The following is a 19,791-nucleotide window of genomic DNA, read 5'->3' as shown; positions in this document are numbered from 1 at the left end:
TTCGGCCGGGCAACTCACCTAGCCGTCCGGGGCATCTCCGCCCCGCCGTGCGGACATCTTCTAGCAAAGGAGCGCAATGAGGCATTCCGCGTTATCGTATTCAGTTTCCGGGGCTCCCATCGAGGGCACCATCGTCGCGTTTCACGGGGTGACCGATTGCGCGGCCTCGCTGCACAGCCTCGCCGCGCATTATGGGCGCGACTACCGGGTGGTGCTCTGCGACCTGCTCGGCCACGGGCTCTCGGCGCGTTTCGCCAAGGACGACCTGGCCGATCCTTTCGCCGCCCTCGTGGCGACTGCGGCCGATGTGGTGGTACGGGCCGCGGCCGGCACGCCTTCGCGCCAGGTCCTCCTCATGGGCCATTCCCTGGGCGGCGCGGTTGCCGCGCATATCGCCGCCGCGCATCCCGCGCTCATCGCCGGGCTGGTGCTCGAAGACCCGGCTCTCCTCACCCCCGAGCAGGTCCAGGCTTACCGCGAGGCCGCGGAAAGCCTAGGCAAAACTCAGGAACGGGTGCGCGAATACCTGCCCGAAGCCATCGCTTCGCTGCGCGAGTCCTACACCACCTGGACGCCCTCCGAATACGCCGGCTGGGCCCAAGGTAAAACAGAGGTGGACCTCGATTTCATCGCCACCGGCGTGGTGGGTCGCCCCGGGCGCGAGGTGCTCAGCCAGCTGCGCATGCCCACCCTCCTCGTGACCGGCGATGCCGACGACGTACTCTTTGGCCCCACCGGCATCGAAGCCCTAACCGAGCACCGCAACCCGCAACTGCGCGGGGTGCTTATCCCGAACTCCACACATACCGTGCGCCGCGACCAGGAAAACGCGTTCTACGCCGCGGTGGATCCCTTCCTCGCCGAGTGCGTGAAAACGCAGGTGCGCCCGCAGCCCTACCTAGATCCGCAGCTCACGCCGCTGCTCGCGGGCGTGCCCGAGCAGACCACGTGGGATACCTCGGCGATGCGCGCGGAAGGCGAGGCGCTGCTGGGCGCGGAGCCAGAACTTCCCGCGGGCATTCGCCGCGAGGTTCTGGTAGAAAACGGCCTGGAGCTGCGCATTTTCCATCCCGATAGCACGACGACGCCGCAGCCCCGCGTGGTCCTGTCCTTGCACGGCGGCGGTTACGTGGCGGGCCACGCCCGCTATGACGACGCCCGCAATGCGGAGATCGCTCAGCTGACCGCGGCAACCGTGGTGGTTCCCGATTATCGGCTGGCTCCCGAGCATCCGTTCCCAGCGGCGGTAGAAGATTGCCGCGCGGCGCTGAAGTTTATTGCGCGGGCTTTCCCGGATGCGCCCGTGCTGATCTTCGGTGATTCGGCCGGGGCCGGCCTGGCCGATCAGGTGCTGCGCTTCGCACCGCCGGAGGAACTGGCGGGATTATGCGGCGTCGTCGCCCTAGAACCGTGCGTGAGCCCGCGCCTCGATACGCTTTCCTACCGGACCTATCGCGACGGGCCGGTGTGGACGCGGGAGGCGGCGGCCGCGGCGTGGAGCGCGTACGTCGGCGATTCGGGGTACCGCGCCGAGCCTATTTCCGCAGGTAGCGGGCCTTATGCGGGCTTGCCCATATTTCTTGTGGTCAATCCGGTCGATCCGCTGCGCGATGAGGGTCTGGACTGGGCGCGCGATCTTATGGACGCCGGCGCGGCCGTGGAGCTGCATATGTATCCAGGTACCTTCCACGGCATGCTCAGCGCTCCGGGCACGGATGTGTGGGCACAAGTCCGGACTCAGATGAGTGAATTTATAGCGGCCGCTTTCGCGAAACCGCATCCCACCTCGCAGCTTTCCACCCACGAACTTTCCACCTCCACAATAGAAAGGCAGAACAATGAGTAAGGCGACTTCTTCGCGGCTGCTTCAGGTAGCCATCGCCGCCGCGCTCGGAGGTTTCCTCTTTGGCTTCGACGTCGCCGTTATTAATGGTGCTATCGGGTCGGTATCAGGGAACGTGACCGGGTTCGACCTCAGCTCCCTCATGACGGGAGTGGTGGTCTCGGTGGTGAATCTGGGCGCGGCCATCGGCGCCTGGTTCGCCGGGCAATTCTCCAATAAATACGGGCGTATCCGAGTCATGGTCACGGCCGCGATCTTGCTGTCCATTTCGGCGCTGATGTCCGGGCTGTCTTTCGGGGCCTGGCAGCTGGTGGGCTGGCGTTTGCTCGGCGGGTTGGGCGTGGGCGTAAGCGCCGTCGTCGCTCCCGCGTACATCGCAGAGATCGCACCCGCGGATAAACGCGGGCGGCTGGGCACCCTGCAACAGCTGGCCATCGGTATCGGTATTTTCGGTGCCTTTATTTCTAATTTCATCCTCGTGAAGATTTCCGGTTCGGCAGACGATATTTTGTGGTTCGGGCTGGAAACCTGGCGCTGGATGTTCATGAGCGAGCTGGTACCGGCGGTTATTTACGGGGTGCTGGCGCTACGGCTGCCCGAATCGCCGCGCTACCTGGTTTCCGTGGGGCGCGAGGCGGAAGCCGTTAAGATTCTGACTTCTACCGGAGCGGACGCGAATCCGACCGAACGCGTGGAGGAAATTAAACGGAGCCTGCGCGGGCATCAGCCGCGGTTGCGCGATCTGCGCCATCCGAAGTACTTCCTGCACCCGGTGGTGTGGGTGGCCCTCGCCTTCGCTTTCCTTATCCAGATGGCCGGTATTAATAACATTTTGCTGTACGCCACCCAGCTGTGGGAGACGGTGGGCTACACCGGCAACCTGGCAGTATTTATCCCGGTCGTTACCTCAATGATCGGCATCGGCATGACCGTGGTGGGCATGCTCTTAATTGACCGGGTAGGGCGCCGGCCGCTGCTGCTCTGGGGCGCGATTGGCATGTTCATCACGATGATCACGTCCGGAATTGCGTTCATGCAGGGCACGGTGGATGCCAACGGCGCACTCCAGCTTCCCGGTGCGTGGGCGGCGATTGCGCTGGTGAGCGTGCACCTCGTGTACATCATTTTCTGCGGAACCTGGGGCGTGGTGCTGTGGGTCTTCCTCGGGGAGATTTTCCCGAACCTCATCCGCACCGCGGGCCTCGGTTTGGCGACGGCGGGCAACTGGATTGGCGGCACCCTGGTGACGCTGCTGTTCCCGGTATTCGCCCAATCCCTGGGGCTGGCCGGTACGTACTTCTCCTACGCGGTGGTGGGCGCACTGCTCATCTGGCTGGTGGTGCGCTACATCCCGGAGACGAAGGGCCGCGAACTCGAGGAGATGGAATTTAGTACGCGGTAGGGGGCTGCAGCGGTTGCGCTGCAGTACCTTCAAGGCACCCGATAATCCAGGCGGCGGAGAATCCAGAAGGTACGAAATCTGTGCGGCAGAAAATTCGCGAGGCGGCGATGGCGAATCCTCAATGTTCACTATCGCCGCTTCGCCGTCGTTATTCTTCCTCGGGCGAAGCGGGGGCTGGCGTGCGTCGAGCGAGCGCTCGCACCACGTCTTTGAGAGCCACTTCAAGAAGTTTCGGGTCGCTTTCTTCCAGTACCGCGTTGAGATAAGCCGCAATATCTTCCCAGGTTTCCAGGTAGTCACTGGCGTCCCAACGGGTGATTTTCACTGCCATGGTTGCTCCTGAATATTATCTGCCGCAATCCTCTTTGCTTTTCCAATATTGAGGCGGTTCCGATTACCCACCAAGCATATTTCGAGAACAGAGGAGCTGTACATCCTCCGCCGCAAAAGTAAAATAGACACATGGCCACCACCGTCTCATCAGGTTCAGCACAGGTCCCGTCACTGGCACAGCTTCGGGCTGCCAATGATGCGATTCGCGAACTGATAAAGGCACATCAAGGAACCGGGCGGTTCTGGGTTTTCGGTTCGGTAGCCCGCGGCGAGGCAACCAGCGAGTCGGATTACGACCTCCTGGTGGAGTTCCTGCCCGATGCCAGCTATTTTGACCTCGTAGCATTAGAAATGAAACTAAGCGAGCTACTTGAAACCCCAGTCGACGTCATGTCGAGTCGCTCGAAGGGCTACGTTGCCGATTACGCACGTGCCGAAGCGGTAGCGGTAGAATCTTCGGAGGCGTAAAACTCTCGAAGAGACAACTACTCGAATTTTTCGAGTAGTTCGCCAAGCCAAAATCCTGTCACCTAAAAAGCCAGCTAGCCGCCCCCCGCTACCGATCCCGCAAAACTTCCGCGGCAAGATCGAGATTGCGAATATAACCTTCCGCGAACAGTTGTTTAATCACCCCCGAGCAGTACACTTAGGCAGCGAGGAAGCGCTGGTTAGCGCCCTGGCGGGTCATGCCCAATACATCCCCGATGGATTGCCATGTCTTGCCAGCGGCGCGAGCCTTGGCGACTGCGGCATCTAGCCGCTTGTTAGCTGCGCGTAGCTCCATCTGAGCCACCGCTATCTGCGTGAGATAGGGGTCATCAACGGTATAAATAGGGTCCGGCCCCTCGCCGCCGTTCGCGTTTTCTACCTCATCGAGCATCTCTTCAAGAGAACGGGTCATGAGAGATCACCTTTCATTCGTAGGAACTTTTTACGAGCTTTCATAGCGTGGAAGATGCGTTCATCTCCACTAACACATAATTCGAGCAATTGCCCGGACTGGCCAGGACCGATGAGCAGCGTATAACCGTCCATGTAATGCATTTTCACCGCATTACGCACGGCGTGCCGAATATCCTCGGCTGTTATACCGTGCCGGTAGGCGCTGCTCTCAATCTCCATGCTGTCAACAATAATTGCCAACCGCCCAAGCGTCAATAGAATTTACCAAAGGGGAAGAATGCCTAATTGTACTGTTGAGGAACGTTGTTCCCCGCCGAAACCGGACTACGGCTCATGAGTTACTGAATTTCACAGTCGTCTAAGTAAACCTACAGTGCCAGGAGCGGCAGCCCCGTCACAAATTCAAAAGTAGAGTAGACACATGCCTACGCCCACTTCGCTTGATTCAACACATGTTCCGTCGCTGGCGCAGCTTCTTGATTCCGAAGGAACAATTCGTGATGCGATCAGAGCGCATTGCGGCACCGGCCGCTTCTGGGTCTTCGGTTCGGTAGCCCGCGATGAAGCAACTACCAAATCTGATTACGACCTTTTGGTGGAGTTCCTGCCCGGTGCCAGCTACTTCGATCTCATCGAATTAGAAATCAAACTGAGCGAACTGCTTGGGAAACCTGTTGACATCATGTCGATCAAATCCGAGGGATACGTTGCCGATTGCGCTCGTTCCGAAGCGATATTGGTGGAGCCTTCTGAAGCGTGAAAGATCTCAACGCGGCAACTATTGGAATTTTTCCAATAGTTCGAAAAGAAGACATCCGGGAGACCATGCCGCCAACCCAGCACCCCAGCCAGAAGCGGCAGCTCCGCCGTCGTACTAAACGTGCGGAACTGCCGCTACCTGTAGCAAAGCTCGGTTCCCCGAAAATCTTCAGCCGACCGAAAACGTTCGGTCCACCGAATACCCGCCCACCCGGATAAAATCAGCTACCCCCGCAGCGCTTCCGCGGCGAGCTCGAGGTTGCGGATATATCCTTCCGCGGTCCACGCCGAGCGCCCGATAAAGAGGCCGCCCACGCCCGGGATTCCCAGGATGTCCTGGTTGTTTTCGTGATTGACGGAGCCGCCGTAAAGAATAGCCTCCACGCGGTCCCCGTAACGCTCCGCGAGCGCGGCGAAAGTGCGCACCAGGTCCTCGCGCCGCGGCGGCCGACCGTGTTCCCCAATTGCCCAGATCGGCTCGTAAGCAAGGAGCACCCGGGAAGTATCCTCCACGCCTTCCAGAGCTGCGTCGATCTGCGCGGTGATGAAGGGAAGGGTCTCCCCCGCCTCGAATACCTCGGCCGGCTCGCCGAAGCACACCAGCGGAATAACCCCGTGGCGCAGCGCGGCTTTGACCTTGAGATTCACGGTCCGATCTATTTCCCCGAAGTATTCGCGCCGCTCGGAATGCCCCATTTCGATGATGGTGGCCCCGGCGTCCATGGCCTGTGGAATCGACACTTCGCCGGTCCACGCCCCGGCATCCTCCCAGGCGGCGTTTTGCGCGCCTACCAGGATCCCGGTTCCCTCCAGCTCGCTAGCCGCCACGTCGATGGCGGTAAACGACGGGATAATAAAAGGCTGGATATCGCCCAAACCAGCCGCATCGAGGCCGGCGAGGGTACGGGCGTACTCCCGCGCAAAAGCGCGAGTACCGTTCATTTTCCAGCTGGTTCCAACCCAGAGCATTATTCCTCCAGCGAGCCGTCATAGGCGCAGATCGCGTCCACATTGGCCTTGGAGTGCGAGCTCGGGTCGAATTCATAATTGAAGAATTCCTTCGCCAGCCGCCGTGCGAGCTCCGCGCCAATCACTCGCTGCCCCAGGCACAGCACCTGCGCGTTATTTGAGAGCACCAGGCGTTCTACTGAGAACGAATCATGCGCGGTCGAGGCACGAATTCCCTTGACCTTATTGGCGGACATCGCCACACCCATCCCGGTCCCGCAGATGAAAATCCCACGATCAGCTTCGCCACGCGCGATCATTTCCGCGCCCGCGGTGGCGAGATTGGGATACAGCGCGGATTCCCCTTCATGCAGGCCCAGGTCGATCACTTCGTCAATCCGGTCATCTTTCTCCAGGTCAGCCTTGATGAGGTCCTTGTATCCGTACCCGGCCGAATCGCCGAGCACCACCACACGAAATCCCATATCTACTCCTTTGTTTTCTTTTCTCGACATGTATACGGGTTGGTACATTCTTGCAAAGCCGCGCGACAGTGACGTGGCGGGCGCCCGCTGCTATTCCACCACACGAACCGCGCAAAAAGCCATATTTTGGTGTATTTTCACCGTTTTATTCCACCTTCTTGCGCGGTTCGTGCAGATTGGCCTCAGAGCGCCTCCGCTGCGGCGGCCATGAGCAGGGCGAAGGACACCGCGCCCGGATCCGGGTGCCCAAGTGACGCATCGCCGTGGGTCTTGGCCCGACCCTTGCGTGCGGCCAGTTCCGCGGTGGCCTCAGCGGCCTCGCGGGCTACTTCAGCCGCACGGGTCCAGGCTTCCTTGAGGCCAGCGCCCCCGGCGAGTTCCTTTTCCAGCGCATCGGCAAAAGGTTCGGTTGCGTCCACCATCGTTTTATCTCCGACGATGGCGCCACCGTCCCGCGCCACATTCCGCGCCGCATCGACCACGGCTGCGCCCAATGTTTCGGCCGAAACCGCCGCGCCATCATCAAGGTGGGTGGCGGCCTGACAGATGGCATCTCCCCAGAGCGCGCCCGAAGTTCCGCCCGCGCCTTCGGACCAGGCCTTACCGGCGGCGTCCACCAAGCTGGCTGCCCCAGCCTTGGCACTGAGCGCCCGGCGCACTGCATCGCGCGCGGCCACCGAGCCGAGGGTCATACCCTGGCCGTGGTCGCCATCTCCGGCGATGGAATCCAGCTTGCCCAGATCCGCTTCCGCCGCGATAGCAGCATCGGCAAAGGCGGTGAAAACGGTAGCGATGCGTTCCGCTTGCGCTGCCGATTCCGGCGCGCCGGCACTGAGTTCTACCGCGTGTGCTTCAGCAACGGGGCGTTCGCGGCGCTGCTGGTTCTCCACATTTCCGGTGCGGAAAGCGGGGGTATCCGCTCCGGCTAGCCAGAACTTCTCCAGCTCTTCATCGAGGAAAGCCACCGTGAGGGAAACCCCGGCCATATCGAGTGAGGTCACCTGTTCGCCCACCACCGGTGCCACGACCTCCAAGCCGCGCTCGGCCAGGAGGGTGGAAACGGCGTGGTAGAGCACGAACATTTCTTCATACTTCACTCCGCCCAGTCCGTTGACGATCACGGTCACGCGCCCGTTGTAACCGCCCTCGCGGCGTTCGGGTTCTTCGGCAAGCACGCCGTCTACCAACAGGGCCGCCAGCTCGTCCGCGGTGGCGTGCTCGTGTTCAGAAATCCCGGGCTCACCGTGAATACCCAAGCCGAGGGCAAACTTCCCATCCGGCACGGTAAAGAGTGGTTCGCCTGCTCCCGGGAGGGTGCAGCCGGTGAAGGCCACCCCGAGGGTGCGGGTGGAATCGTTGGCGTGCCAGCCGATGCGTTCGGCTTCGTCCAAGTTGTACCCGGCGGCAATCGCCCCGCCGGTTACTTTCACGACGAAGAGGTCGCCCGCGATGCCCCGGCGGTCGCGGTGTTTGTCCGGGGTGCCCGATGCGACGTCGTCAGAAATCTGTACTTCGCGCACGTCCAGGCCGTCTGCACGCATGATGCTGGCGGCTTTCCCGAAGTGGAGGACGTCCCCGGCGTAATTGCCGTACATGAGAAGTACGCCGCCGCCGTTATCGGCAGCCTGGGATACCGCGGTGACCTGGGACTGCGAGGGGGACGCAAAAACGTTCCCGCATACGCAGCCGTGCGCCATGCCCGGGCCGACCCAGCCGGGGAAGGCCGGGTAATGCCCCGAGCCGCCCCCGATCACCAGGGCGACTTCGCCCTCCGGGGAGGTAGTAGAACGGACGACACCGCCGTGCACCGCTTCCACGTACCGCTCATTGGCGGCGATGAAACCCGCGAGGGCTTCAGCGGGGAATTGTTTGGGATCGTTGTAGATAAACGTCATTGTTACTCCGTTGGTTGATCTTTGAGGATTGCACTCTGGCGGGCGCGATCCTCAGCGATTTTTGCTCGCACCGCACCGGATAGGCCGAAAGCCATGAGCCCGGCAACGGCGACCGATACCCCGAAGAACACCGTGGTAGCGAACATATTTCCGTTCGTGAGATCTTGCAGCCATCCGCCGAGGTACGGGCCGAGCATTCCGCCGAGGTTCCCGATACCGTTAATGATACCGAAGCCGGCACCCACCGCCGCCGGGGGCAGCAGCAGGGAGTTGATCGTCCAGTACGGGGCGAAGAAGGAGAGCTGGCAGGCGGTTGCCGCCGCGAGCGCAACCACCACCAACCACCGCTGGTCCGCCGTCACGAAGGAAGAAAGCGCCAAGATAATACCGCCGAGGATGAGCGGAATACCCACGCGGGTGCAGTAGCGCTGGTCGCGATCCGCGCCCTTGCCGTTGAACCAGATAGCAATACCGGCGCAGACGGGCGGGATCGCAGAAACCAGACCCACCGTGAGCGAACCGTGGAAGGACTGCTTGAGGAGGGTGGGCAACCAAATCTGGAGCCCGTAGAAGCCCAACCACACAAACATCCCCAGGAAAGCCAGGTACCAGGTGAAGGGATTGCGCACCGCGAGGCGCCAATCCGATTCCACCGGCTTTTCGTTGCCGTCGATGATTTGCAGGGCGCGGATCTCGTCCTTTTCATCCTGGTCGATCCACCGGGCTGTATCCGGATTATCGGCCGCGAAGTACCACCACAGTCCCACGCCGATAACCAGCGGCAGCGCCCCCTGAATAATGAAGAGTTCGCGCCAGTTCCCGTACATGAGAATAAGGCCGGCGAAGGGACCGGTGATGATCGTGGCGATGGGATTGTGCATGATGAACAGCGAGAAGGCCCGCCCGCGTTCTGCCTTGGAGAACCACCGGGAAATGAGGACCATAAGTGCTGGCTGCACCCCGCCCTCGAAAACCCCGAGCGTAAAGCGCGCAATGAGTAGCTGCGTATACGAGTGGACGAAACCGGCCAGAATCGCGCAGACTCCCCACCCGATCATCAGCACAAAAACAACTTTCCGGGCACTCCACTTTTGCGCCAGGTAGCCGCCCGGGACCTGGAGTACCAGGTACCCGATGAAGAAGATTCCCGCGGCGAACCCAGCCTGGGAAGCATCCATATTGAGGCTTTCCCGGATGCCTTCCATGCCGAAGCCAATATTGACACGGTCGATATACGCGATGATGTAGATCGTGATAATGACGGGGATGAGAATTTTCCAGCGGCGCCGCGCTGACGTGGGAACGTGGACCGGGGTTGTCATTTATGCCTCCTCGGCGATTGTTTCGAGCGCGTAGACGCGTGCAGGGCCGCCATCTGCACCCTTGATTTTCAAAGGTGCCGCGAAGAAGAGGAAGCGCTCCTGGCTAAGCTGTTCCAGCCCGGCCAGGTATTCGATTTGCAGGATTCCCTTGGGTAGCAGCACGGTATGGCAGGCCCAGTCTTCGATGGGTTCGTGATGCTCGAAATCCGTGAGGTACGGTTCACGGATCGCCCGGTCCTGCGGGAAATCAAAAGCGATTGCCTTGGCCTCCAGCTCGAGGAGGTATTCCGCGCCGGACTTCGTAATCCACGGGGACATGGTCCAGAATTCTGGCTCGGTTGTGGGGTGGCGCAGCGCCTGGTTGCTGCGGATAAGTACGACGTCGCCGGCGCGTACCGCGCCGGCCCGGGCCTCAAGAACTTCGCGGGAAAGTGCAGCGTTATCGCCCAAATCCGCAACGTCGATCAGGCTGGCTTCCCCGCAGAAACGCTCGATGGGGAGCATCTCGATGGTTTCCAGGGCCCGATCAACGTGCTGGGGCGCATCGCAATGGGAGAAATTATGGGCACCGTAATCTTTGAGAACGGTGGAACGGAAGGTAAATTCCGGTTTCGGAAGTTCCTTGAAGGCGAACTCCGGAGCGAAACGCCAATGCGGCTCAATAAGCATCGACAGATCGACGACGCGATAGTGATCGAAAAATCCCATGGTAGTTGTCCTATTTTTCGACGTGCGCGGCGGTGCGCACGGCTTCCGATGTTGTGTTGAGCAGATCCGACGGGAGGCGGTAGATCCGCACCGCGTTCTCTGCGTAGGCGGCTCGTTGTTCCGCCTGAGACCATCCGCTTGTGATCTCACGGAAGCCATTCCAAATATCGGCGAAGCTTCCGGCGATGGAATCGACCGGGAAATTCGAGGCGAACATAATGCGTTCGGTTCCGAAAATCTCGGTGATTCTTTCCACGATGGGACGGTTATTTTCCACGGTCCAGGGCTGGTCTTTCAGCCCGATCCCGGAAATCTTGATGGAGACCTGCGGATATTGCGCCATGAATTCCAGGGCGCGCGCCCAGCCGGCGATCATTTCCGGGTGGCGATCCGCGGGGAGTCCGGAGTGGTTGATAATGAGGGGAATATCCGGGTTCTCATCCAGAACGGTTTTCGCCTCGGTCATATGCCACCAGGCCACTTGCAGGTCGAAACTCAATCCAACGGTACGTAGCGCGGCGTAGCCTTTCTGCCACTGCGGGTCAGTGAGCAGGCTCGGGTTGCTTTCCGCGCTGGCCGGCGAATCGGATTGCCCGGGCTTATTACGAACCCCGCGCACAATGGGAATCTCCGCTAATTCTTCGAGGGTGCCCTGCACCTGCGGATCTTTGAGAATCGCGTGCCCTACCCCGGCGTTGGGGAGTCCGAAGCGATCTGCAATATTTTGGGTATAGCGCATTTCGCCAACTGGATCATCCAGTTCCCATTCGGTTTCCATCGTTACCGAACCGACGAGGTTGAGGTTAATACTCGCGGCTAAATCGGTGAGATCCGCCGGCAAGAAATCAACTTTGATCGGATCGTAATTGCCGTAGCGGAAAGGAATATGCGCATCGGGGCGCAGCCAGGGCTGGTATCCCAGATGCGGCTCCCAGAAGTGATGGTGCGCGTCAATGACTGGACCTGTGTATAACTCCATTGTTTCCTCCTTGGTCCGGGTGCGGTGGCGCCATCGCGGTGGCACATGCCGCAGTGGCACCACCGCACCCAAAAATTCGTCGCTATGAGGCGCGCTTATGCGGTGACCCGTCGCTGCGCCAAGGGACGATTGAAATTAATGAGGGCGGAACCGATCATGTACAGTCCTGCCGCGCAGGCGAGGAATACGAACGCTCCGGTGAAGGAGCCCCCGGCTGCCTTGATCGCGTAGCCCATGATGATGGGGGCGAGCGCGCCGCCCAGGGACGAGGCCATATTCATGACGGAACCCACCGTGCCCACCTGGCTCTTCGGGGCGAGCCAGGCCGGGATCGCCCAGTACAGCCCACCGAAGTTCGTGAAGAACACGGCACCTGAGAGCAGGAAGAGGGCGGTCATTCCGGAGGGCGCGAAGGGGATAGCTGCCACGCATACCGCCATGCCGAGGGCGGAGCCGACCAGCAGCGCCTTCATAACCTTGTTGTAATCGTTGAAGGTGCGCCGCCCCCAGTCCGCGAGCCACCCGGCTACCAGCTGGCCCACCACGCCCATCATGAACATGAAGAAGGTGCCCCAGCCCAGGCCGGCCAGATCGAAATCGCGAGCGCGCGAGAGGTAGGACGGGGTCCAGGAGATGAGTCCCCACCATACGGTGGCCCAGCCCAGGCGCCCAAACCAGAACGCCCACCAGGAGGTGGAACGCGCGTAGTCCACGATGCGCGGGAGCTTGGCCTTTTCTTCCGCGGTGAGTTCGGCGCCTTCCTGGCCTACCTCACCTTCGCGGATATGTTCGAGTTCTTCCGCGCTCACCCGCGGGTGTTCTTCCGGAGTGTCACGTACCCAGATGTAGTAGATAATCGCGACGATAACCGTGATCCCGCCGGTGATATAGAAGGCCCAGCGCCAGGATCCGAAGAAGCCAATAATGGCGGTGACCATAATGCCACCCACGGCGGATCCGAAGGCTCCGGCCATATCCACGAAGGTGGCACCGCGGGCGCGTTCCCCGGAAGGCAACCACGATGAGTTGAGCTTGGAGCCCGAAGGCGCACACGGAGCTTCCAATGCGCCGAGGAGCAGGCGGGAGACCCCGAAGCCCAAACCGGTGTGGATAAAACCGATAACCATCTGGGTTCCACCCCAGAGCGCCCCGGCTGCACCGATCACGCGGCGCGGCCCGAATTTATCGAGGAGCCAGCCACCGGGAACCTGGAAAATGAGGTAGGTCCAGAAGAAGGTGGAAAGGATCCACCCCTGCATATCCTCATCGATGCCCAGTTCCTTATCGATAAAGGGCAGGGCGATGGACAGGGTGGTGCGGTCGATGTAATTGAGCAGAATAATGAGCCATAAAATCATGAAGACTTCGATGCGAATCTTCGATTTTTTCCCCTTCTTCGGGTGGCTCACTGCGTGCTTGTGAACGGACATGGTGAACCGGCTTCCTATGCCTGGGCCGCTTCCGCGGTCTTGATACCGAGGGAGGTAGCAATATCGAAGGCTCGCTGGGAGGGCCCGATGGAGGCGATGCCCTGGCCCACGATTTCGTAGGCGGTACCGTGCGCCGGGGTAGCCAGCGGAACCGGCAAACCGCCCTGAACTGTCACGCCCTTATCGAAGCCAATGGTCTTGAGTGCGATCTGGCCTTGGTCGTGGTACATCGTAACAACGCCGTCGAAATTCCCCTTCTGGGCACGCATGAAGGTGGTGTCCGGCGGGAAGGGACCCTGCACATTAACGCCGTCGAACTGCGCAAGTTCCACGCCCGGGGCGATATGGTCGATTTCTTCGCGGCCGAACTGCCCGGATTCTCCCCCGTGCGGGTTGAGCGCGCATACCGCAATACGCGGTTCTTCCACCCCGATGCCCTTAATAACATCGTTGAGCAGATTAATGGCATCGCGTACCGCCCGGGCGTTAATGCGGGCGGCTACCTGCGAGATGCCGCAATGCGAGGTCACACGCGAGGTGGTGAGTCCGGGAATGAAATTAAGTTCGGAGGTGAAGCCGTCGTAGTTGAGTTCCTTGGCGAACCAGCGCAGCTCGTCTTCTTCGTGCATACCGGCTTCGTGGAGTGCGGCTTTATTGAGAGGGAGGAAGATAATGGCGTCTGCCTTGCCTTCCTTGTACATACCGATAGCCTTGAGGAGATCAGATTTCACGCGCCGGCCGCCTTCCACGGAATGTTCTCCGCGCTTGACGGGCTGATCTTGCAGTTCGGATCCCACGATCTGCACCTCACCGGGCTTCGCTTCTTCCGAATAGGGGAAGCTCAGGGAAAGTTCGGCGCAATATTTCTCCACTTCGGTAGCCGAAGCGAGCAGCTTAATATTGGCCTTTGCGCGGTTTTCTTCATCAGCGCACAGCTTCATGGCCAGTTCCGGGCCGATACCCGAAGGATCACCGATAGTCATAGCGAGATTGGGAACGGTAGTCATTGTTTTCTCCTTTGTAGGTGTGGCCGCGAGTGCGGCCGAGGACGGACAGGTAACTGAGGCGAAAAGGTTCGAGAATTAGTACGACGACGCCGCAGCGGCTTCGCCGCCGCTGGACCCGCCAGCGGGGGACGTAGCGGAGCGAACGGAATCTCCATCAGCGGCGAAGGGATCAATGGTGCGCAAGGCGGAGCGGAGCACCTGGCGGATATAGCGTGCGTTGGTCGCGCCCACACCCAGCCAGTCCGAGCCGTAGTGTTCCACCATGAACGCTCCGGTGAATCCGCCCCGCAAGCCCTGCCGGATCACGGCGCGATAGTTAATAAGTCCGCTTTCCAGGGGAACTGGTGCGGACATATAGGTACCGGTTTCTGGGTCCTCATCGCGAATGTAATTCTTGATATGCCAGTAATTGGCGTAAGGAAGAACTGCATCGAACATCTCCTGGTAGCTGGGCATAGGCCGGTGGAGGCGGATGAGATTACCGATATCCGGATTGAGCCCTACGTTGTCACGGTCAATATCGCGCACGAAGCTCACCGCGCCATCGTGGGTTCCCACGTAGGTGTCCTCGTACATTTCCAGGCTGATCTGCATCCCGTATTGCCCGGCGTGCCGGGCTAGTTCCCGCACCCGCTCTATTGCGAGCGGGCGCAGCTGCGGATCGCATACGTGCCCGGGGGCCAACCAGAACCACAGCGCCTTTTCCTGCGCCGGGGTGAGGGCTTCCATAAAGCCGATATTGATAACCTGTGCCCCGAGCTCATGCCCACGGTCAATGAGATCGTGTACGAAGGCAAGATTGGTATCTCCGTTGCGAACATCAACGACGGAACGCCTACCCACGGAAATAGCTGGAATGCTGAGGTCGAGATCCCGGCACATATCCCGGAAGGACGCGAAACGTTCTTCGGGTAGATCAACGAGGGGAACCCAGTCATCCATCGGGTCAATAGCGCTGAAGCCGAGTTCTTTGACTTGCAGAAGCTGGTCTTCCCATACGCTCAACGGCGCTGTGGCTATATCCTCCCCTGTTTCCGTGCGGGATCCGAAATTCATCTTGGCTGCAATTGGCCAGGTATCCGCCGTATACACCTCATCACTCCTTTCGCCGGCCCCGTCTCCGGGGCCGGCGCCTATTCGCTTATTGCTAGCGAGCCTTAGCTCTGCCCGAGTCCCTTCTTGAGATCTGCTTCGTACTCTTCGAGATACTTGACGAAATCATCGCCGAAGAGAGGATCGATCTGCATGAAGTTGGTTTCCATGTAGCTGGTGAAGTCCTTGCTTTCGCTGTACTTCTTTGCCGCATCGATCCAGTACTCGCGGGCTTCATCACTGATTCCACCCGGAGCGATGAGACCGCGGAACTGGGAGAAGGTCACGTTAATGCCTTCCTCCACGGTGGTGGGGATGTCCTTGAGCGCATCGTAGTGGTAGCGCTCATCGGAGATCACGCACAGGGGAACAAGATCGCCGGCTTCCAGCTGGCCCATTACTTCGCTGGGGTTACCCAGGGCGACATCAACGTGGCCACCGAGCAGCGCCGTCACTGCCTCACCGCCAGATTCGTAAGGCACGCGCTGGAATTGCACGCCCTGATCCTTTTCGATGAGCCCGAATTGGATAGCATCGTTACCGGTCACGCCACCGGAGATGGAAACCTTGACCGACCCGGCCTTCGCCGCGTCCACCACGGCACGGCAAGAGTTGTAGGGAGAACCCTTCTTGACGACCATAATCGTCGAGTCCTGACCCACCTTCATAATCGGGGTGAAGCTGCGCCAGGTAAAGGGCACATTTTCGGTGAGAGGAAGGTTAATGAGGGCAGTTTCGGTGGCGAGGAGCTTGGAGGTGTCGCCTTCTTCGCCCAGGAATGCGGCGTAGCCGACGGCACCGCCGGCCCCCTGACGATTCTCCACCGAAATGGATTTACCCGTGACGTTCTCCAGACCGGAGGCGATGGCACGGCCGGACATATCCGATCCGCCGCCGGGGGCCATGGGCACCACCATGGTGATACGGGCACCGGGATCGAAATCGCTTCCTCCTGCGGAGGAGCCACCGTCCTTATCCTGACAGCCGGATAGGGCGAGGAGCGCGCAGCTAACAGCGGCGATACCGCTCATGAGTCGTGAGATTTTCATTGTTATTCCTTTGAGTTGATCGTCGTTGATCCGGATTGGGGGATGTCACCGCTGGGCGTGAGAGCCGGCGGTGGCGTGGTTGTCGTGTCGAGAGCGCGGGTTCCGCGCGCGGCCGAGCCGGCGTGCTCCCCCACGGCAGCGGGTCGCGCAAGGTCCGCGAGCGGTTCGGGTTCCTCCGCGGAAGTTACCTCCGCGGGGACCTCGGCCGCCGCGGACTTGCGGCTGGATTTACGTGAGAAACGCTTGAGGAGGCCGGGAACCACCATGATGGCCAGGGTGATGCCGAGGATCGTCAAGGCCAGGGGCTGGCGGAATACGATGGTGAGATCGCCCTGGCTGAAAGCGGAGGTCTGCACCAGATAGCGTTCCACCATGGGCCCGAGCACCATGCCCAGGATGAGCGGCGCCGTCGGATAGTTGTATTTCTTGATGAAGAACCCGGCCAAGCCCGCAACAAAGAGAACCGTGAGCGCGAAAACGCCATTTTCCACCGCGAAGGCCCCGAACATCGAGAAGAAGATGATGAGCGGGTAGAGGTAGGAGTAGGGCAAACGCAGGACCTGGGCGAAAACCGGTGCCATGGGCAGGTTGAGGATAAGCAGGATGACGTTTCCGATGAAGAAGGACGTCAGCAAGCCCCATACCAGCGTGGGTTGGTTCTCAAAAAGGAGGGGCCCGGGCTGGATCCCGTACATGACAAAGGCGCCGAGGAGGACTGCCGTCGTCGTACCACCGGGAACACCCAGCGCGAGAGTCGGAACGAAATTCGCATTGGCCGCAGCGTTATTTGCCGATTCGGACGCTGCCACGCCTTCAATGGCGCCCTTACCAAAGTTGCGAGAGTTCTTGGAGACCTGCTTTTCCGCTCCGTAGGCGACCAGGGAAGCGAGGGTAGATCCCGCTCCGGGCAGGCAGCCGAGCACGAAGCCGAGCCCGGTACCGCGGGTAATAGCAGGAAAAGCCTGCTTAATATCGGAGGGTTTGATGACCATGTCACGCATGCGGGCACGAATGGGTTTCGCGGTGCCCGCGCCGATCTGGGAGACAACCTCTCCGATGGCGAAGACTCCGATCATAACGACGACGAAATCAATGCCGCCCAGCAAACTCACGCTTCCAAAGGTGAAGCGCGAAGCCGCGAAGGCCGAGGACATTCCCACAGTGGAGAGCACCAGGCCGATGCCGGCCATCATGAGTCCCTTGGCGAGGTTATCGCCAGAGAAGGAGATGATGGTGAGCAGGCCCATGATCATAATGGCGAGCATTTCAGCCGGGCCGAAACGCAGCGCGAATTGCGCGATAGGGGCTGCTACCAGGCAGAGCAGGATGAGGGAAACAATGGCTGCGAAGAAGGAGCCGATGGCCGCAATCGCGAGCGCCTTACCCGCTTTTCCTTTTCGGGCTAAAGAGTAGCCGTCTATCACTGTTGCGACGGCGCTGGCATCCCCCGGGGTGGCAATAAGAACCGCGGCAATCGTGCCGCCGTACTGGCACCCGTAGTAAATACCCGCGAGCATAATAAGCGCGGTGACTGGCTCCATCGTGAGAGTAAGCGGCAACAGAATTGCCACGCCCGTGGTGGCCCCCAGGCCAGGGAGCATCCCGATAACAGTACCGAGGAGTACCCCAATAAAACACCAGAGCAGATTGTCCGGGGTGAGGGATGTTTGGAAACCGAGCAGAAGATTCTCAATCATGATGTGTTCTTTCCTCCCTTACACCAGGTCGAGCATTCCGGTGGGAAGCGGTACTTGGAGCAGTACCGAGAAGACCACGTAGCCGAAGAGGAAGGTGAGAATAGCGGCGAGGAGCCCCTTCCACCACGTACGCCGTTCCACGAAAACAACGAGGACAAAGACCATGAGCGTGACAGACAGCAGCAGGCCGATGACCCGGGTGAGGATAATTGCGCCGAGCATCGCGAGGAACACGTAGACCACCGCGAGCTGGCGCTGGCGTTCGGTGCGCTCGCCTTCCGCGGGCGTTTCTTCGGCCGCGTACTGCTCCATGAGCTGGACGGATTCGTCGTCTTCGGGACTGGCAGCCGGTGCCGGCTTGGTGATGCTGGAGCGAATAAGATCCCAGATCGAAGCAAGCACAATAACGCAACCGGCAATGAAGGGCATGAGCCCCGCGCCAACTTCGCCATTATCTTGTGACAGTCCGTAATTCCATCCCGCCACGATGACGTAGATGCCGATACCTAAAATAACGAGGCGGAAAACCAGGGCACCGATATCACGGTTCCCGCCCGAACGTTGAGCTTGTACCGGCGCGCTTGTGGTGGCACCCGTGGTGTTCTGAGAAACCGCGCCGGGTGGGTGCATCCCAGGGTCTCCATCGGTCTTCACCGTTGTACTCCTCATCGAGCAACCTTTCCTTCTGGTAGTGCACTTCTGTGGTAGGGATGACGTTTCGGCTTTGAAACCAACATCGACAGTGACGTGCGCTACTAAGTTTCCAATATCCTATATCGTATAGGATTCTGTGACAAGGGCCGCGCGGTACCCTGAGGTGCCGAAGCCACACAGGAGTGAAGCTTTCTAGGCTGCGGGCACCGATGCCGAAGGAGGAGCAATGGGGCAGATTCTCATCACGGTCGGGATTGTTATCTACCTGGGCGTGGCGGTGCTCTGGGCTGTTAACCTGATCCGCGGATTGCGCCGCGCGGCGCAAGATCCCCAGTCGCGGCTGGATCGGAGCGCGCGGCGAACCACCTACCTCGCTTTAGCTACCTGCTGGGCGTGGCCGGTATGGATTTTTATCAGCCTCGCGATTGCGGCGCGGCGGATTCGCCGGGCCGGCCGTGGTGGCTAGGTAAGCGAGGTGTCGATGGGCGCGGCGTCGTCGCCCATTTATCTGAACCGCACATGCCGCGGCGAACGCGAACCGCGCCACGCAAGGCATTTATTCCGCGTCGGAAATCGAGCGGCGCAACACCCCGTTGAGGTGGGCTTCCATTGCGGCTAGCGCATCCTCGCGAGTGCCCGAAGCGAAAGCCTCCAAAATCGCATGGTGCTCCGCGGTGGCCTGGGCTCCGTCAGAGCTGCCCTCCCCCACCGTTTGGCGAATGCGATGGGCCTGGAAAGCGAGGTTATCCACCGCCGATTCCAGATAAGAATTATTTGCGTAGCGAATGATAACGCGGTGGAAGTTCCAATCGGCGTCGAAATAGTGGCGGATATGGGCGAGGTCAAGATGCCCTTTTTCATGCTCAAGATTCTGCCACGCCACTTCGTGTTCGGCGTGGGCCTGGCGCAATTCCGGAAGGAGCTGCGCGGCGTGCGGATACGCCCAGTCCACCGCCTGGAGTTCTAGAAGCTTACGAACGTCAATAAGTTTGCGAATTTGCTCGGTAGAGATGGGAGGAGCCACCCGGTAGCCGCGCCGCGCCAGGCGCTCCACCAAGCCGGTATGCTCCATTTCCACCATGGCTTCACGCACCGGGGTGGGAGATACGTCAAGATCACGGGCCAGACCGTCAATACTTAAGGATTCTTCCGGCTGGAACACGCCGCCCAGCAGCATATCGAGAATGGTGGAATACACCTCGTCGCGTAAAGCAGAGCGACGACGCTTAAGCAGAGAACCGGTGACGGCCACGGCGACTCCTCGGAATCCAATGAACACACTCTT

The 19,791-nt window shown here is 60.3% G+C and carries 21 protein-coding genes; 5 read left to right on the top strand and 16 right to left on the bottom strand.

Features of this window, described 5'->3' with window-relative positions; genetic code table 11:
- Positions 1-76: 76 nt before the first annotated feature.
- Positions 77-1,846, top strand: a complete 1,770-nt coding sequence (locus ACRQFC_RS04975; protein ID WP_284883387.1) for an alpha/beta fold hydrolase — start codon at positions 77-79, stop codon at positions 1,844-1,846.
- Positions 1,839-3,245: a sugar porter family MFS transporter gene (locus ACRQFC_RS04970; protein ID WP_435734648.1), complete on the top strand. Its 1,407-nt coding sequence runs from the start codon at positions 1,839-1,841 to the stop codon at positions 3,243-3,245. Before ACRQFC_RS04975 ends, ACRQFC_RS04970 begins: the two co-directional genes overlap by 8 nt.
- A gap of 148 nt (positions 3,246-3,393) precedes the next feature.
- Here ACRQFC_RS04970 and ACRQFC_RS04965 read toward each other — a convergent pair whose 3' ends face one another.
- Positions 3,394-3,576, bottom strand: a complete 183-nt coding sequence (locus tag ACRQFC_RS04965; protein ID WP_087069712.1) for a helix-turn-helix domain-containing transcriptional regulator — start codon at positions 3,574-3,576, stop codon at positions 3,394-3,396.
- Positions 3,577-3,707: 131 nt separating this feature from the next.
- Here ACRQFC_RS04965 and ACRQFC_RS04960 point away from each other — a divergent pair, with 131 nt between their 5' ends.
- The gene (locus ACRQFC_RS04960; RefSeq protein ID WP_087069713.1) at positions 3,708-4,046 is read left to right on the top strand and encodes a nucleotidyltransferase family protein; all 339 of its coding nucleotides are present in this window, start codon (positions 3,708-3,710) and stop codon (positions 4,044-4,046) included.
- A gap of 178 nt (positions 4,047-4,224) precedes the next feature.
- On the opposite strand, the gene ACRQFC_RS04955 is transcribed toward ACRQFC_RS04960, so the two are convergent.
- Together ACRQFC_RS04955 and ACRQFC_RS04950 are read right to left on the bottom strand one after the other, a co-directional pair.
- Complete coding sequence (locus ACRQFC_RS04955; RefSeq protein WP_087069714.1) at positions 4,225-4,479, bottom strand: hypothetical protein; 255 nt, start codon at positions 4,477-4,479, stop codon at positions 4,225-4,227.
- Positions 4,476-4,700 carry a hypothetical protein gene (locus ACRQFC_RS04950; protein ID WP_087071109.1) on the bottom strand — a complete coding sequence of 75 codons (225 nt, stop codon included), beginning with the start codon at positions 4,698-4,700 and terminating at the stop codon, positions 4,476-4,478. The genes ACRQFC_RS04955 and ACRQFC_RS04950 overlap by 4 nt, the downstream gene beginning before the upstream one ends.
- Before the next feature lie 202 nt (positions 4,701-4,902).
- Here ACRQFC_RS04950 and ACRQFC_RS04945 point away from each other — a divergent pair, with 202 nt between their 5' ends.
- Positions 4,903-5,241 carry a nucleotidyltransferase family protein gene (locus tag ACRQFC_RS04945; protein WP_087069715.1) on the top strand — a complete coding sequence of 113 codons (339 nt, stop codon included), beginning with the start codon at positions 4,903-4,905 and terminating at the stop codon, positions 5,239-5,241.
- Between the two features lie 224 nt (positions 5,242-5,465).
- Here the strand turns inward: ACRQFC_RS04945 and ACRQFC_RS04940 are convergent, their stop codons facing one another.
- The 12 genes from ACRQFC_RS04940 to ACRQFC_RS04885 all read right to left on the bottom strand — a co-directional run bounded on the left by ACRQFC_RS04940 (position 5,466) and on the right by ACRQFC_RS04885 (position 18,521).
- Positions 5,466-6,209 (bottom strand): triose-phosphate isomerase, encoded by a 744-nt coding sequence (locus ACRQFC_RS04940; RefSeq protein WP_087069716.1) that lies wholly within the window; start codon positions 6,207-6,209, stop codon positions 5,466-5,468.
- Complete coding sequence (locus ACRQFC_RS04935; RefSeq protein ID WP_087069717.1) at positions 6,209-6,673, bottom strand: ribose-5-phosphate isomerase; 465 nt, start codon at positions 6,671-6,673, stop codon at positions 6,209-6,211. The genes ACRQFC_RS04940 and ACRQFC_RS04935 overlap by 1 nt, the downstream gene beginning before the upstream one ends.
- 182 nt (positions 6,674-6,855) lie before the next feature.
- The gene (locus ACRQFC_RS04930; protein WP_087069718.1) at positions 6,856-8,568 is read right to left on the bottom strand and encodes a dihydroxyacetone kinase family protein; all 1,713 of its coding nucleotides are present in this window, start codon (positions 8,566-8,568) and stop codon (positions 6,856-6,858) included.
- 2 nt (positions 8,569-8,570) lie between these two features.
- A complete protein-coding gene (locus ACRQFC_RS04925) occupies positions 8,571-9,890 on the bottom strand; it encodes an MFS transporter (protein WP_087069719.1) in 1,320 nt (439 codons plus the stop codon).
- Positions 9,891-10,598, bottom strand: a complete 708-nt coding sequence (locus ACRQFC_RS04920; RefSeq protein ID WP_435706359.1) for a cyclase family protein — start codon at positions 10,596-10,598, stop codon at positions 9,891-9,893.
- A 10-nt stretch (positions 10,599-10,608) separates the two neighbouring features.
- On the bottom strand, positions 10,609-11,577 hold the full coding sequence (locus ACRQFC_RS04915; RefSeq protein WP_087069721.1) for an amidohydrolase family protein: 969 nt from the start codon (positions 11,575-11,577) through the stop codon (positions 10,609-10,611).
- Between the two features lie 95 nt (positions 11,578-11,672).
- Complete coding sequence (locus tag ACRQFC_RS04910) at positions 11,673-13,007, bottom strand: MFS transporter (protein ID WP_087069722.1); 1,335 nt, start codon at positions 13,005-13,007, stop codon at positions 11,673-11,675.
- 14 nt (positions 13,008-13,021) lie between these two features.
- On the bottom strand, positions 13,022-14,014 hold the full coding sequence (locus ACRQFC_RS04905) for a 4-hydroxythreonine-4-phosphate dehydrogenase PdxA (protein ID WP_087069723.1): 993 nt from the start codon (positions 14,012-14,014) through the stop codon (positions 13,022-13,024).
- Positions 14,015-14,089: 75 nt separating this feature from the next.
- Positions 14,090-15,106 (bottom strand): sugar phosphate isomerase/epimerase family protein, encoded by a 1,017-nt coding sequence (locus ACRQFC_RS04900; protein ID WP_087069724.1) that lies wholly within the window; start codon positions 15,104-15,106, stop codon positions 14,090-14,092.
- A gap of 65 nt (positions 15,107-15,171) precedes the next feature.
- Positions 15,172-16,155 carry a tripartite tricarboxylate transporter substrate binding protein gene (locus ACRQFC_RS04895; RefSeq protein WP_087069725.1) on the bottom strand — a complete coding sequence of 328 codons (984 nt, stop codon included), beginning with the start codon at positions 16,153-16,155 and terminating at the stop codon, positions 15,172-15,174.
- Between the two features lie 2 nt (positions 16,156-16,157).
- Positions 16,158-17,852, bottom strand: a complete 1,695-nt coding sequence (locus ACRQFC_RS04890; RefSeq protein ID WP_087069726.1) for a tripartite tricarboxylate transporter permease — start codon at positions 17,850-17,852, stop codon at positions 16,158-16,160.
- Positions 17,853-17,870: 18 nt separating this feature from the next.
- Positions 17,871-18,521: a tripartite tricarboxylate transporter TctB family protein gene (locus ACRQFC_RS04885; RefSeq protein ID WP_087069727.1), complete on the bottom strand. Its 651-nt coding sequence runs from the start codon at positions 18,519-18,521 to the stop codon at positions 17,871-17,873.
- A 211-nt stretch (positions 18,522-18,732) separates the two neighbouring features.
- Between ACRQFC_RS04885 and ACRQFC_RS04880 the strand changes: the two genes are divergently transcribed.
- A complete protein-coding gene (locus tag ACRQFC_RS04880) occupies positions 18,733-18,972 on the top strand; it encodes a hypothetical protein (RefSeq protein ID WP_087069728.1) in 240 nt (79 codons plus the stop codon).
- Positions 18,973-19,062: 90 nt separating this feature from the next.
- Here the strand turns inward: ACRQFC_RS04880 and ACRQFC_RS04875 are convergent, their stop codons facing one another.
- A complete protein-coding gene (locus ACRQFC_RS04875; RefSeq protein WP_234984393.1) occupies positions 19,063-19,758 on the bottom strand; it encodes a GntR family transcriptional regulator in 696 nt (231 codons plus the stop codon).
- Positions 19,759-19,791 lie beyond the last annotated feature (33 nt).

Origin of the sequence: Actinotignum inguinis, assembly GCF_051265835.1 — a bacterium.
Lineage (GTDB): Bacteria > Actinomycetota > Actinomycetes > Actinomycetales > Actinomycetaceae > Actinotignum > Actinotignum timonense.
The sequence above is the reverse complement of the archived record's forward strand: the minus strand, read 5'-3'. Positions and strand labels throughout refer to the sequence as shown.

What these genes read in the sequence shown, in the direction of transcription:
- ACRQFC_RS04965 (WP_087069712.1), bottom strand. Translation starts at nt 3,576, where the DNA reads ATGGCAGTGAAAATCACCCGTTGGGACGCCAGTGACTACCTGGAAACC.
- ACRQFC_RS04945 (WP_087069715.1), top strand. Translation starts at nt 4,903, where the DNA reads ATGCCTACGCCCACTTCGCTTGATTCAACACATGTTCCGTCGCTGGCG.
- ACRQFC_RS04935 (WP_087069717.1), bottom strand. Translation starts at nt 6,673, where the DNA reads ATGGGATTTCGTGTGGTGGTGCTCGGCGATTCGGCCGGGTACGGATAC.
- ACRQFC_RS04910 (WP_087069722.1), bottom strand. Translation starts at nt 13,007, where the DNA reads ATGTCCGTTCACAAGCACGCAGTGAGCCACCCGAAGAAGGGGAAAAAA.
- ACRQFC_RS04880 (WP_087069728.1), top strand. Translation starts at nt 18,733, where the DNA reads ATGGGGCAGATTCTCATCACGGTCGGGATTGTTATCTACCTGGGCGTG.
- ACRQFC_RS04925 (WP_087069719.1), bottom strand. Translation starts at nt 9,890, where the DNA reads ATGACAACCCCGGTCCACGTTCCCACGTCAGCGCGGCGCCGCTGGAAA.
- ACRQFC_RS04950 (WP_087071109.1), bottom strand. Translation starts at nt 4,700, where the DNA reads ATGGAGATTGAGAGCAGCGCCTACCGGCACGGTATAACAGCCGAGGAT.
- ACRQFC_RS04915 (WP_087069721.1), bottom strand. Translation starts at nt 11,577, where the DNA reads ATGGAGTTATACACAGGTCCAGTCATTGACGCGCACCATCACTTCTGG.
- ACRQFC_RS04955 (WP_087069714.1), bottom strand. Translation starts at nt 4,479, where the DNA reads ATGACCCGTTCTCTTGAAGAGATGCTCGATGAGGTAGAAAACGCGAAC.
- ACRQFC_RS04895 (WP_087069725.1), bottom strand. Translation starts at nt 16,155, where the DNA reads ATGAAAATCTCACGACTCATGAGCGGTATCGCCGCTGTTAGCTGCGCG.
- ACRQFC_RS04905 (WP_087069723.1), bottom strand. Translation starts at nt 14,014, where the DNA reads ATGACTACCGTTCCCAATCTCGCTATGACTATCGGTGATCCTTCGGGT.
- ACRQFC_RS04930 (WP_087069718.1), bottom strand. Translation starts at nt 8,568, where the DNA reads ATGACGTTTATCTACAACGATCCCAAACAATTCCCCGCTGAAGCCCTC.
- ACRQFC_RS04885 (WP_087069727.1), bottom strand. Translation starts at nt 18,521, where the DNA reads ATGAGGAGTACAACGGTGAAGACCGATGGAGACCCTGGGATGCACCCA.
- ACRQFC_RS04940 (WP_087069716.1), bottom strand. Translation starts at nt 6,209, where the DNA reads ATGCTCTGGGTTGGAACCAGCTGGAAAATGAACGGTACTCGCGCTTTT.
- ACRQFC_RS04970 (WP_435734648.1), top strand. Translation starts at nt 1,839, where the DNA reads ATGAGTAAGGCGACTTCTTCGCGGCTGCTTCAGGTAGCCATCGCCGCC.
- ACRQFC_RS04920 (WP_435706359.1), bottom strand. Translation starts at nt 10,598, where the DNA reads ATGGGATTTTTCGATCACTATCGCGTCGTCGATCTGTCGATGCTTATT.
- ACRQFC_RS04890 (WP_087069726.1), bottom strand. Translation starts at nt 17,852, where the DNA reads ATGATTGAGAATCTTCTGCTCGGTTTCCAAACATCCCTCACCCCGGAC.
- ACRQFC_RS04960 (WP_087069713.1), top strand. Translation starts at nt 3,708, where the DNA reads ATGGCCACCACCGTCTCATCAGGTTCAGCACAGGTCCCGTCACTGGCA.
- ACRQFC_RS04975 (WP_284883387.1), top strand. Translation starts at nt 77, where the DNA reads ATGAGGCATTCCGCGTTATCGTATTCAGTTTCCGGGGCTCCCATCGAG.